Below are 12,044 nucleotides of genomic sequence, written 5' to 3'. Positions count from 1 at the left end.
TTAGATTTATAATCTACTCTTTTAAAAATAAAGAGTTAATCATTCAGCTACTACCTCGGGTTACTTCTCTAAACCTCAAAAACTAAATTTGAAGTGCTAGTTATAAAATGCCTTGCATTGTTATAAAAAATCGGAACGGTTTACGGGTATAAATCTTTAAAAACTTTTATAAATGAGTAATCAGTCCCATTAAAAAATGAGACTGATTACAAAACTTTTTATTATTCTTCTAAACGAAGATCTAAACCTAGACCTTTCAATTCGTGCATTAATACATTGAATGATTCTGGTAAACCTGGTTCTGGCATAGTTTCTCCCTTAACGATTGCTTCGTAAGTTTTAGCTCTACCAATAACGTCATCAGACTTAACAGTTAAGATTTCACGCAGTGTACTAGAAGCTCCATAAGCCTCAAGTGCCCAAACCTCCATCTCTCCAAAACGCTGACCTCCAAATTGAGCCTTACCTCCAAGTGGTTGTTGCGTAATCAATGAGTATGGTCCAATAGAACGTGCGTGCATCTTATCATCAACCATGTGTCCTAATTTAAGCATGTAAATTACACCCACAGTTGCTTTTTGTGCAAAACGCTCTCCAGTTCCACCATCATAAAGGTATGTATGTCCGAAACGTGGTACATTAGCCTCATCAGTCAAAGCGTTGATCTCGTCAAGAGAAGCACCGTCGAAAATTGGAGTAGCAAATTTTCTACCCAAGTTCATACCAGCCCATCCAAGAACGGTCTCATAAATCTGACCAATGTTCATACGTGAAGGTACCCCAAGTGGATTCAATACGATATCTACCGGTGTTCCATCTTCTAAGAAAGGCATATCTTCATGACGAACGATTCTTGCAACAATACCTTTGTTACCGTGACGTCCCGCCATTTTATCACCAACTTTTAACTTACGTTTTTTAGCGATATAGATTTTAGCCAATTTCAAGATTCCAGATGGTAATTCATCTCCAACTGTAATAGTAAATTTCTCTCTTCTTAAAGATCCTTGTAAGTCGTTCAGCTTAATTTTATAGTTATGAATTAAATCATTAACCATTTTATTTGTAGCATCATCAGCAACCCATTGACCTTTGCTTAAGTGAGCAAAATCTTCTACTGCGTAAAGCATTTTTTGAGTATATTTTTTACCTTTTGGTAAAACTTCTTCACCCAAATCATTCATTACACCTTGAGATGTTTTTCCGTTCACGATCAGGAATAATTTCTCAACTAATCTGTCTTTTAATTCAACAAATTTAGTTTCGAATTCCATTTCTAAAGCGCCTAAAGCATCTTTATCCTGAGTACGTTTACGTTTATCTTTTACGGCTCTTGCAAATAATTTTTTGTCAAGAACTACACCATGTAAAGATGGAGAAGCTTTTAATGAAGCATCTTTTACATCACCTGCTTTATCTCCAAAGATTGCACGAAGCAATTTCTCTTCCGGAGTTGGATCTGATTCTCCTTTTGGTGTAATTTTTCCGATCAAAATGTCGCCAGGTTTAACCTCTGCTCCAATTCTGATCATACCGTTTTCATCTAAATCTTTAGTAGCTTCTTCAGAAACGTTAGGAATATCGTTTGTTAACTCTTCGTTTCCTAACTTAGTATCTCTAACCTCTAATGAATAATCATCAACGTGGATAGATGTAAAAATATCATCACGAACTACTTTTTCAGAAATTACAATCGCATCCTCGAAGTTGTACCCTTTCCATGGCATGAACGCAACTTTTAGGTTTCTACCTAAAGCTAATTCTCCATTTTGAGTAGCATAACCTTCAGACAATACTTGTCCAGGAACAACTCTGTCACCTTTTCTTACGATTGGTTTCAAGTTGATACTTGTACCTTGATTGGTTTTTCTAAATTTAATAAGGTTGTATGTTTTCTCATCAGCATCAAAACTAACCATTCTCTCGTCTTCAGTACGATCGTATTTAATAGTAATGATATTAGCATCAACATATTCAACAGTTCCATGCCCTTCAGCATTGATTAATACTCTTGAATCTGAAGCTACCTGACGCTCTAAACCTGTACCTACAATTGGTGCTTCAGGACGGATCAAAGGAACTGCCTGACGCATCATGTTCGATCCCATCAACGCACGGTTCGCATCATCATGCTCCAAGAAAGGAATCAATGACGCAGAAATCGAAGCGATCTGGTTAGGAGCAACGTCTGTATAATGAACTACAGATGGTTCAACAACCGGGAAGTCACCTTCCTCACGAGCAATAACATTGCTAGCTGTAATTTTACCAGTTTCATCCATTTCAATGTTTGCCTGAGCAATCATTTTACCTTCTTCTTCTTCAGCACTTAAGTAAATTGGAGTACTTTCTAAATCAACTACTCCATTAGTTACTTTACGGTATGGAGTTTCGATGAATCCCATTCCGTTAACTTTTGCATAAACACCAAGAGATGAAATCAAACCAATGTTTGGTCCCTCAGGAGTTTCGATCGGACATAAACGACCATAGTGCGTATAGTGAACGTCACGAACCTCGAAACCAGCTCTCTCTCTCGAAAGTCCACCTGGTCCAAGTGCAGAAAGTCTTCTTTTGTGTGTAATCTCAGCTAATGGATTCGTTTGATCCATAAATTGAGATAACTGGTTAGTTCCAAAGAAAGAGTTGATAACTGATGATAATGTTTTAGCATTGATCAAATCAATTGGTGTAAACACCTCGTTATCTCTAACGTTCATACGCTCTCTAATAGTTCTAGCCATACGTGCTAAACCTACACCGAATTGTTGAGACAATTGTTCTCCAACTGTTCTAACACGACGGTTAGATAAGTGATCAATATCATCAATCTCTGCTTTAGAGTTGATTAACTCAATCAAATATTTTACGATTGTAATGATATCTTCTTTGGTAAGCACCTGCTTATCCATAGGGATATCTAAATCTAATTTTTTGTTCATTCTGTAACGACCAACTTCACCTAAGTTATAACGTTGATCAGAGAAGAACAATTTATCTATAATACCACGAGCAGTTTCTTCATCAGGCGGTTCTGCATTACGCAATTGTCTGTAGATATGCTCAACAGCTTCTTTTTCAGAGTTTGTTGGATCTTTTTGTAACGTGTTGTGGATAATAGCATAATCTGCTTGGTTATTATCCTCTTTGTGTAACAAAATAGATTTTACGTTAGAATCAATGATCTCTTCAACATTATCTTTGTCGATAATAGTATCTCTATCAAGGATGATTTCGTTACGTTCGATAGAAACTACTTCACCAGTATCCTCATCAACGAAATCCTCGTGCCATGTATTCAAAACACGTGCAGCAAGTCTTCTTCCAATATATTTTTTAATACCTGTTTTAGACACTTTAATTTCTTCTGCTAAGTCGAAAATTTCAAGGATATCCTTATCTCTTTCGAAACCAATTGCACGGAATAAAGTTGTTACAGGTAATTTTTTCTTTCTATCGATATATGCGTACATTACGCTGTTGATATCAGTAGAGAATTCTATCCAAGATCCTTTAAAAGGAATTACTCTGGCAGAATAAAGTTTAGTTCCATTTGCGTGGAATGATTGTCCAAAGAAAACCCCAGGAGAACGGTGTAATTGTGATACTACTACACGCTCGGCACCATTGATAACAAAAGTACCACTTGGAGTCATATAAGGTATTGTTCCAAGATAAACATCTTGTACAATAGTTTCAAAATCTTCGTGTTCTGGATCTGTACAGTATAGTTTTAACCTGGCTTTTAAAGGCACACTATAAGTAAGACCTCTCTCTATACATTCTTGAATTGTATAACGTGGCGGATCAACAAAATAATCTAGGAACTCCAATACAAAGTTGTTTCTTGTATCTGTGATTGGAAAGTTTTCCATGAAGGTGTTGTATAACCCTTCGTTGCCTCTTTCGTCAGATTTCGTTTCTAATTGAAAGAAATCTTTAAAAGATTTAACCTGAACATCTAAGAAATCTGGATAGTCAGGAATATTTTTTGTAGAGGCAAAATTCAATCTTTCAGTCTGATTTGTTATCATCAATGGACAAAATTTTGATTAAAAAAAAGTAATTTTTTTGTGTAAAAACACACTGTTTAATCTATACTTTCTTATTATAATCAATACATCTTTAAAAATAAACCGGTAAAAGTAAGTTCAATTTTTTTTCTTCGTATTGATCAAAAACTTTTTCGTATTTTAAACTATTTGATAATAAAACTTGATATATTTTATTATACGAAAAATGGTTTAGACCCTTGAACGATTCCGTCCAAGGTCTAAACCTAGTTCTAAACTGTGTTTTGTTATTTTAACTCAACAACAGCTCCAGCTTCTTCTAATGATTTTTTAAGACCTTCAGCCTCTTCTTTAGAAACACCTTCTTTTACGTTGCTTGGAGCACCATCAACTACATCTTTAGCTTCTTTAAGACCTAAACCTGTAAGTTCTTTAACTAATTTTACAACAGCTAATTTAGAAGCACCAGCTTCTTTTAATACAACTGTAAATTCAGTTTGTGCTTCTTCAGCAGCACCTTCTCCACCACCAGCAGCAACTACTACAGCTGCAGCAGCAGGCTCGATACCATACTCGTCTTTTAATATTGTTGCTAATTCGTTAACTTCTTTAACTGTTAAGTTAACTAATTGTTCTGCGAATTGTTTCAAATCTGCCATTTTCTCTATCGTTTAAAATGATTTGTAAAAAATATAATTTAATTATTGTGCGCTAATTAAGCAACAAGGAAGCAAGCTCCCCTGCTTTGATTATTATGCTTCAGTTTCTTCTTCGCTACCTGCGAATTTGTTTTGTAAAGCAGAAATAATTCTTTGAGCTGGAGATTGTAATAATCCAATAAGTTCTCCAAGTAACTCTTCTTTAGATTTAATAGTTGCTAATGCATCTAATTGGTTATCTCCAATATAAATTTCATTGTTAATGAAAGCACCTTTTAAAACTGGTTTATCAGATTTCTTACGGAAATCTTTAATGATTTTTCCAGGAGCATTAGCTACATCAGAAATGAATATAGCACTATTACCAGTCAAAACTGAAGGTAAATCACCATAATCAGTAGAAGAAGCTTCCATTGCTTTTGCAAGCAAAGTGTTTTTTACTACTTCTAATTTGATACCAGCTTTAAAACAAGCTCTACGTAAGTTTGAAGTTGTTTCTGCGTTTAAACCAGAAATATCAGATACATAAATGATATTTGTACCAGCTAACTGCGCAGTTAAATTTTCAATCGCGATTGATTTTTCTTCTCTAGTCATACTAAAAATTTTTAACTACCAATTATACTGCTTTTGGGTCTAATGCAATAGCAGGACTCATAGTGCTTGTAAGGTGAATACCTTTGATGTATGTACCTTTAGCAGCAGTTGGTTTAAGTTTTATTAATGTTTGAATAATTTCGTGTGCGTTGTCAACAATTTGCTCAGCTCCAAAAGAAACTTTACCAATTCCTGCGTGAACGATACCAGTTTTATCAACTTTAAAGTCAATTTTACCAGCTTTAACCTCTTGAACAGCTTTTGCAACATCCATAGTTACAGTACCTGTTTTAGGGTTTGGCATTAAACCTCTAGGTCCTAAAATACGACCTAATGGACCTAATTTACCCATAACAGCCGGCATAGTGATGATTACATCAACATCTGTCCAACCATCTTTAATTTTTTGTAGGTAATCATCAAGACCAACATGATCTGCTCCAGCCTCTCTTGCTTCAGCCTCTTTATCTGGAGTAACCAATGCTAATACTTTAACATCCTTTCCTGTTCCGTGAGGTAAAGTTACCACACCTCTTACCATTTGATTCGCTTTTCTTGGATCTACACCCAAACGAACTGCGATATCAACAGACTCATCAAATTTTGCAGAAGCAACAACTTTCAATAATGCCGCAGCATCTTTTAGAGAGTATAATTTGTTCTTTTCAATTTTTGAAGCAGCCTCTTTTTGCTTTTTTGTTAATTTTGCCATGTCTTTTTCTTAATTAAAAAGGAGCATCTCCTGATACAGTTATACCCATAGATCTAGCTGTTCCAGCAACCATACTCATTGCTTTCTCAATAGTGAAAGCGTTTAAGTCCGGCATTTTGTCTTCAGCAATAGTTCTAATTTGTTCCCAAGTAACACTAGCTACTTTTTTACGATTAGGCTCACCAGAACCAGATTTTAGCTTTGCAGCTTCCATTAACTGAACTGCTGCTGGAGGAGTCTTAACAACAAAATCGAATGATTTGTCTTTGTACACAGTGATTTGCACTGGACAAATTTTGCCAGGTTTATCCTGAGTTCTAGCATTAAATTGCTTACAAAACTCCATGATATTAACCCCAGCAGCTCCTAAAGCAGGTCCAACCGGTGGCGACGGGTTCGCAGCACCTCCCTTAACTTGTAGTTTAACTACCTTACTAATTTCTTTAGCCATTTTTAAAAAATTTAACATTGTAATCAATGGAAGCGATTACAATGGATATTATATGTGTAACAAAAAATTATACTTTTTCAACTTGCATAAAGCTTAATTCTAATGGAGTCTTTCTTCCGAAAATCTTAACCATTACTTCAAGTTTACGCTTTTCTTCATTGATTTTTTCAACTGTACCGTTAAAACCATTGAAAGGACCATCGATCACTTTAACAGTTTCTCCTAAGTTGAAAGGAATAGCGCGAGTATCTGTATTTACAGCTAACTCATCTACTTTACCTAACATTCTGTTTACTTCAGAAAGTCTCAAAGGAACAGGTTCTCCTCCTTTGATTTCTCCCAGAAAACCAATTACACTAGTAATAGACTTAATAATATGAGGTATCTCACCAACTAAGTTAGCTTCAATCATAACATATCCAGGGAAATAAACTTTATCCTTAGACATTTTTTTTCCCTCTTTTACTGTAACTACTTTTTCAGTAGGTACCAAAACCTGGGAAACATAATCACCCATACCTAATCTGGCAATCTCAGTTTCAATGTAAGCTTTGACTTTATTTTCTTGTCCGCTTACAGCTCTAACCACATACCATTTTTTCACATTATTATCTGCCATCACAAAAAAATTATCCTTTTAACCAGTTAAAAAATCCAGCCAAAGCTTTTGCAAAAAATTCGTCTACTCCCCATGTTGCCAAAGCGAATAAAACCGAAAATACAGCCACAACAATTGTCAATTTTTGAACCTCAGCCCAAGCAGGCCAAGTAACATTTGACTTTAACTCTTCGAAAGCCTCTGATAAATAATTAGTAACTTTTGTCATTTGATATATTTTTTATTGCACGGGCGGAGGGATTCGAACCCCCATCAACGGTTTTGGAGACCGCTATTCTACCCTTGAACTACGCCCGTAATTAAAAGCCAGTGATCTCAGTTAAGAAAATCAACTGGCTTTTTATAATTTTTATAGGATTATCCTATGATTTCAGTCACCTGACCTGCTCCTACTGTTCTACCACCTTCACGGATAGCAAAACGTAAACCTACGCTCATTGCGATTGGGCTTAATAAAGCAACATTAATAGTCAAGTTATCTCCTGGCATTACCATCTCTACTCCTTCTGGTAAAGTAATAACTCCTGTTACGTCAGTTGTACGTACGTAGAACTGTGGACGGTAGTTATTATGGAATGGAGTATGACGTCCACCTTCTTCTTTTTTCAAGATATAAACCTCTGCTTTGAAAGTAGCGTGTGGTTTTACTGATCCTGGCTTAATGATAACCATTCCTCTTTTGATAGATTCTTTATCAATACCTCTTAACAATAAACCTACGTTATCTCCAGCTTCACCTCTATCAAGGATTTTACGGAACATCTCAACTCCTGTAATAGTAGAAGTTAATTTGTCAGCTCCCATACCAATGATTTCAACTGGATCTCCTGTATTAGCAATACCTGTTTCGATACGACCTGTAGCAACAGTTCCACGACCAGTAATTGTAAATACGTCTTCAACCGGCATCAAGAATGGTTTAGCTACGTCACGCACTGGCTCTTCGATCCAAGCATCAACAGCATCCATTAATTCAATGATTTTTGGTACCCAAGCAGGATCATTATTTAATCCTCCTAAAGCAGAACCTTGAACTACAGGACCATTATCTCCATCATATTCGTAGAAAGATAATAAATCTCTAATTTCCATTTCAACAAGCTCTAACAATTCAGCATCATCAACCATATCCACTTTGTTCATGAAAACAACGATTCTTGGAATACCAACCTGACGACCTAAAAGAATGTGCTCACGAGTTTGTGGCATTGGACCATCTGTAGCAGCAACTACTAAGATAGCTCCGTCCATTTGAGCAGCACCAGTAACCATGTTCTTTACGTAATCCGCGTGACCTGGACAGTCAACGTGAGCGTAGTGACGGTTAGCTGTTTCATACTCTACGTGTGATGTATTAATAGTAATACCTCTTTCTTTCTCCTCTGGAGCGTTATCGATTTGATCAAACGATTTTGCTTGACAGTAACCAGCATCTGACAATACTTTTGTAATTGCAGCAGTTAATGTAGTTTTTCCGTGATCTACGTGTCCAATTGTACCTATGTTTAAGTGCGGTTTGGAACGATTAAAATTCTCCTTTGCCATTTTACTTAATTTTTAATCTTAGTTATATATTAATTTTCAATTTCCTACTTACTTGAGCCAATGTCGGGATTTGAACCCGAGACCTCTTCCTTACCAAGGAAGCACTCTACCCCTGAGCTACACCGGCAGAGAGTTCTGATTTTAGATTTTTGAATTTAGACTTTAGTTTTTTGACACCCAAAATCTACAATCCGAAATCTTAACTTCTTTTTTTGTGGGGAGAGCAGGATTCGAACCTGCGAAGTTCACACAGCAGATTTACAGTCTGCCCTCGTTGGCCGCTTGAGTATCTCCCCTAAATAATTCATGACTTAAAACTATAATTTTCAGATTAAATCTCAAAATCACTCCTTAATATCACAAATATTTCTTTTCAATATTTTAAAAGAACTCGTTTCAAATCGCATTTGAAACTTTTTTTTGAGCCGATAGAGGGACTCGAACCCACGACCTGCTGATTACAAATCAGCTGCTCTAGCCAGCTGAGCTACATCGGCGAATGCATTAAAAAAGTCCGCTATTTCTAACGGACTGCAAATGTAGCTATTTTATCTTTGAATCAAAACATTTTTTAAAAAAAATTTCAATTATATATGTGCTCTTATTTTTTCTTTCCTTTTTACAAGCAAACGTTCTAAAGATTCCGCCGAAAGCTCAATTGCCTCCTCAAATGTTTTACACTGCTTTTTAACCAAAAAATCATCCCCCGGAACATTAATCTTAATCTCTACTGCCTTATTCTCTTTATCACTTGTTCTTTCTACTTTTAAAAAAACGTCTGCCGAAACAACTCGATCATAATACTTTTCTAGCTTATCCATTCTCTCCTGAATAAAATCTACCAATTTTCTGTCAACAGTAAAGTTAACTGCATGAACATCTACCTTCATAATACAAATTTTTGGGTTAAACATTTCAGAATTATCATTCACCCCTTGGATGCGCATTATTATACACTTTCTTAAGCTCTGCTAAACTATTATGAGTATAAACCTGCGTAGACGCCAAACTTGAATGCCCTAATAATTCCTTAACTGAATTTAAATCTGCCCCATTATTCAATAAATGAGTCGCAAAAGTATGCCGGAGCACATGCGGACTCTTTTTTACTTTTTCAGAGACTTTACTAAAGTAAGAATTTATTAATCGATACACAAAAGATTCACTCAATTTTAACCCTTTTCGAGAAATAAAAAAGAAATCCCCATCAACGATTTCTTCAAGCAATTCACGCTCTGCCAAATACAAACTAAACTGCTCAGCAATTATCGGTAAAACAGGAATGATACGCTCCTTATTACGCTTACCTAAAACCTTTACCACATTAGAAGACAAATCAACATTCGCTTTCATCAAATGAATCAATTCAGCTCTCCGCATTCCGGTAGTATAAAACAAATCAACAATAAGCTTATCACGCACCTCCTCGAAACCAACCGGATCACCCACTTCTTGCATCAAATCCGCCAGTTCTTTTTCAGAAAAAGGAATCTGAACAATTTTAGAAGTTTTCAATGCTTTATGCTTCAGCATTGGACTAACTTCAATTTGCTTCGTTTTCAAAAGGAATCTATAAAAAGATTTTAAAGAAGCCATTTTTCTATTAACAGATACATTAGAAACACCTGCATCAACTAACAAAACTATCCAACTCCTTATCTGACTATAATTAACATACTCAACATTCTCTTGTTCAAAATGTTCTTTATTAAACGTTTCAAAAAACAAAATATCTCTCAAATAAGCATTAACCGTATGAGTTGAATATTTTTTTTCCAACTGAAGATAATCACGAAATGCTTCCTTATTTGATTTCATAAAACAAACTCTTTTCTCCCTACATTACACAACATAAAAAAAACAACCCGAATTCCTTACTTGCCCACCTCAAAATTAAGCATAAAAAAACCGTTAGCGTCAAAATTTCGACAACTAACGGTAATTATTTTTGAAAAGCTAAATACTAACTCTCTAAACTATCTCTCAAGTTTTGAATGTAAGCTGCTTTTTGAATTTGAGCTCTTTTAATAACTGATGGCTTAATAAAAGCAGTACGTGCTCTTAATTGACGAACAGTTCCTGTTTTATCAAATTTTCTTTTATAGCGCTTTAATGCTCTATCGATATTTTCTCCGTCTTTAATTGGTATAATTAACATAATATAGACACCTCCTCTCGTTAAGACTGCAAAAGTATATATTAATTATGAATTATGAGCCATAAATTGTAAATTATTTTTCACTTGAACAAAAATGAGGATGCAGACTTAAAACTACAAGCGAATAAATCAAAACTTCTTTTCGTTTATTCTTTAAGCAGATTTCTGGAAATAACTACTTTCTGAATCTCAGTAGTTCCCTCCCCAATTGTACACAATTTAGAATCTCTGTAGAATTTCTCAACTGGAAAATCTTTTGTATAACCGTAACCTCCGTGAATCTGAACAGCTTCATTTGCAATTTTTACACAAGCCTCTGATGCATACATTTTCGCCATAGCTCCCAATGTTGTTACAGGTTTATGCTGCTGTTTTAAGAATGCAGCTTTATGTAACAATAACTCAGAAGCTTCAATTTCTGTAGCCATATCAGCCAGCTTAAACGAAATTCCCTGAAAATTACTGATTGGCTGCCCAAACTGATATCTTTCTTTTGAATATTTAAGAGCAGCTTCGTACGCTCCTTTTGAGATTCCTAAAGACAAAGCCCCTATTGAAATTCGTCCTCCGTCTAATATTTTCATGGCCTGAATAAATCCCTGGCCAACTTCTCCTAATCTGTTTGCATCCGGAACCCTACAACTATCAAAAACCAATTCAGCAGTTTCACTGGCGCGCATTCCTAACTTATTTTCTTTTTTACCTGAAGTAAACCCTTTCATACCTTTTTCGAAAACAAAGGCGGTCATACCTTTAGAGTCACCCTTCTCGCCTGTACGAACAATCACTACAGCAACATCTCCAGAAATAGCATGTGTAATAAAATTTTTAGCTCCATTTACGATCCAATGATCTCCGTCTCTTACTGCTGTTGTATTCATCCCACCGGCATCAGAACCCGTATTGTGTTCTGTCAAACCCCAAGCTCCAATATATTCAGCTGTAGCTAATTTTGGCAACCATTTTTTCTTTTGTTCCTCGTTTCCAAAAGTCAAGATATGATTTGTACACAGTGAATTATGAGCCGCAACTGATAAACCAATTGAAGGATCTACTTTTGCAATTTCTTCAACCACTGTAATATATTCATGATAACCCAAACCAGATCCTCCATATTCTTCAGGAACCAAAACCCCCATAAATCCCATTTCTCCTAATTTTTTAAATAAGGAAATTGGAAAAATCTGAGCTTCATCCCATTCCATTATAAATGGCTTAATATTTTTCTCTGCAAAATCTTTTATAGACTGAGCAATCATAGATTGCATTTCGTTGTAATCAAAATTCATT

Annotated in this window: 12 protein-coding genes and 4 tRNA genes; all 16 read right to left on the bottom strand. The window is 35.5% G+C overall.

Annotation, left to right across the window (positions count from 1 at the left end):
• Positions 1-221: 221 nt before the first annotated feature.
• The 16 genes from rpoB to A4F88_RS23570 all read right to left on the bottom strand — a co-directional run bounded on the left by rpoB (position 222) and on the right by A4F88_RS23570 (position 12,043).
• Positions 222-4,034 carry a DNA-directed RNA polymerase subunit beta gene (gene rpoB / locus A4F88_RS23645; protein WP_068845397.1) on the bottom strand — a complete coding sequence of 1,271 codons (3,813 nt, stop codon included), beginning with the start codon at positions 4,032-4,034 and terminating at the stop codon, positions 222-224.
• 266 nt (positions 4,035-4,300) lie between these two features.
• A complete protein-coding gene (gene rplL, locus A4F88_RS23640; protein WP_007807437.1) occupies positions 4,301-4,672 on the bottom strand; it encodes a 50S ribosomal protein L7/L12 in 372 nt (123 codons plus the stop codon).
• Between the two features lie 93 nt (positions 4,673-4,765).
• Positions 4,766-5,269 carry a 50S ribosomal protein L10 gene (gene rplJ / locus A4F88_RS23635; RefSeq protein ID WP_068845395.1) on the bottom strand — a complete coding sequence of 168 codons (504 nt, stop codon included), beginning with the start codon at positions 5,267-5,269 and terminating at the stop codon, positions 4,766-4,768.
• A 22-nt stretch (positions 5,270-5,291) separates the two neighbouring features.
• Positions 5,292-5,981 (bottom strand): 50S ribosomal protein L1, encoded by a 690-nt coding sequence (gene rplA / locus A4F88_RS23630; protein WP_012024013.1) that lies wholly within the window; start codon positions 5,979-5,981, stop codon positions 5,292-5,294.
• 13 nt (positions 5,982-5,994) lie between these two features.
• Positions 5,995-6,432, bottom strand: coding sequence for a 50S ribosomal protein L11 (gene rplK, locus A4F88_RS23625; RefSeq protein WP_008466923.1), 438 nt, complete (start codon positions 6,430-6,432; stop codon positions 5,995-5,997).
• Between the two features lie 67 nt (positions 6,433-6,499).
• Entirely contained in the window at positions 6,500-7,051 is a 552-nt protein-coding gene (nusG, locus tag A4F88_RS23620; RefSeq protein WP_029273444.1) for a transcription termination/antitermination protein NusG, read from the bottom strand.
• 10 nt (positions 7,052-7,061) lie between these two features.
• Positions 7,062-7,259, bottom strand: coding sequence for a preprotein translocase subunit SecE (gene secE, locus A4F88_RS23615; protein WP_041517377.1), 198 nt, complete (start codon positions 7,257-7,259; stop codon positions 7,062-7,064).
• An 18-nt stretch (positions 7,260-7,277) separates the two neighbouring features.
• A tRNA-Trp gene (locus A4F88_RS23610) sits at positions 7,278-7,348 on the bottom strand.
• 60 nt (positions 7,349-7,408) lie between these two features.
• Positions 7,409-8,596, bottom strand: coding sequence for an elongation factor Tu (gene tuf, locus A4F88_RS23605; protein ID WP_068845393.1), 1,188 nt, complete (start codon positions 8,594-8,596; stop codon positions 7,409-7,411).
• A 55-nt stretch (positions 8,597-8,651) separates the two neighbouring features.
• Positions 8,652-8,723, bottom strand: a tRNA-Thr gene (locus A4F88_RS23600).
• A gap of 88 nt (positions 8,724-8,811) precedes the next feature.
• Positions 8,812-8,892 (bottom strand) — tRNA-Tyr (locus A4F88_RS23595).
• A 127-nt stretch (positions 8,893-9,019) separates the two neighbouring features.
• Positions 9,020-9,093, bottom strand: a tRNA-Thr gene (locus A4F88_RS23590).
• Positions 9,094-9,183: 90 nt separating this feature from the next.
• Positions 9,184-9,486 (bottom strand): ribosome hibernation-promoting factor, HPF/YfiA family, encoded by a 303-nt coding sequence (gene hpf, locus A4F88_RS23585; RefSeq protein WP_068845391.1) that lies wholly within the window; start codon positions 9,484-9,486, stop codon positions 9,184-9,186.
• Between the two features lie 34 nt (positions 9,487-9,520).
• Complete coding sequence (locus tag A4F88_RS23580) at positions 9,521-10,414, bottom strand: tyrosine-type recombinase/integrase (RefSeq protein ID WP_068845389.1); 894 nt, start codon at positions 10,412-10,414, stop codon at positions 9,521-9,523.
• Between the two features lie 145 nt (positions 10,415-10,559).
• Positions 10,560-10,754, bottom strand: a complete 195-nt coding sequence (gene rpsU / locus A4F88_RS23575) for a 30S ribosomal protein S21 (RefSeq protein ID WP_035684969.1) — start codon at positions 10,752-10,754, stop codon at positions 10,560-10,562.
• Positions 10,755-10,900: 146 nt separating this feature from the next.
• Positions 10,901-12,043 (bottom strand): acyl-CoA dehydrogenase family protein, encoded by a 1,143-nt coding sequence (locus tag A4F88_RS23570; protein WP_068845387.1) that lies wholly within the window; start codon positions 12,041-12,043, stop codon positions 10,901-10,903.
• Position 12,044 lies beyond the last annotated feature (1 nt).

The organism is Flavobacterium chilense, assembly GCF_001602525.1.
GTDB classification, from domain to species: domain Bacteria; phylum Bacteroidota; class Bacteroidia; order Flavobacteriales; family Flavobacteriaceae; genus Flavobacterium; species Flavobacterium chilense.
The sequence above is the reverse complement of the archived record's forward strand: the minus strand, read 5'-3'. Positions and strand labels throughout refer to the sequence as shown.

Coding starts and splice junctions, on each gene's coding strand:
- rpoB (WP_068845397.1), bottom strand. CDS start 4,034: ATGATAACAAATCAGACTGAAAGATTGAATTTTGCCTCTACAAAAAAT.
- rplL (WP_007807437.1), bottom strand. CDS start 4,672: ATGGCAGATTTGAAACAATTCGCAGAACAATTAGTTAACTTAACAGTT.
- rplJ (WP_068845395.1), bottom strand. CDS start 5,269: ATGACTAGAGAAGAAAAATCAATCGCGATTGAAAATTTAACTGCGCAG.
- rplA (WP_012024013.1), bottom strand. CDS start 5,981: ATGGCAAAATTAACAAAAAAGCAAAAAGAGGCTGCTTCAAAAATTGAA.
- rplK (WP_008466923.1), bottom strand. CDS start 6,432: ATGGCTAAAGAAATTAGTAAGGTAGTTAAACTACAAGTTAAGGGAGGT.
- nusG (WP_029273444.1), bottom strand. CDS start 7,051: ATGGCAGATAATAATGTGAAAAAATGGTATGTGGTTAGAGCTGTAAGC.
- secE (WP_041517377.1), bottom strand. CDS start 7,259: ATGACAAAAGTTACTAATTATTTATCAGAGGCTTTCGAAGAGTTAAAG.
- tuf (WP_068845393.1), bottom strand. CDS start 8,596: ATGGCAAAGGAGAATTTTAATCGTTCCAAACCGCACTTAAACATAGGT.
- hpf (WP_068845391.1), bottom strand. CDS start 9,486: ATGAAGGTAGATGTTCATGCAGTTAACTTTACTGTTGACAGAAAATTG.
- A4F88_RS23580 (WP_068845389.1), bottom strand. CDS start 10,414: ATGAAATCAAATAAGGAAGCATTTCGTGATTATCTTCAGTTGGAAAAA.
- rpsU (WP_035684969.1), bottom strand. CDS start 10,754: ATGTTAATTATACCAATTAAAGACGGAGAAAATATCGATAGAGCATTA.
- A4F88_RS23570 (WP_068845387.1), bottom strand. CDS start 12,043: ATGAATTTTGATTACAACGAAATGCAATCTATGATTGCTCAGTCTATA.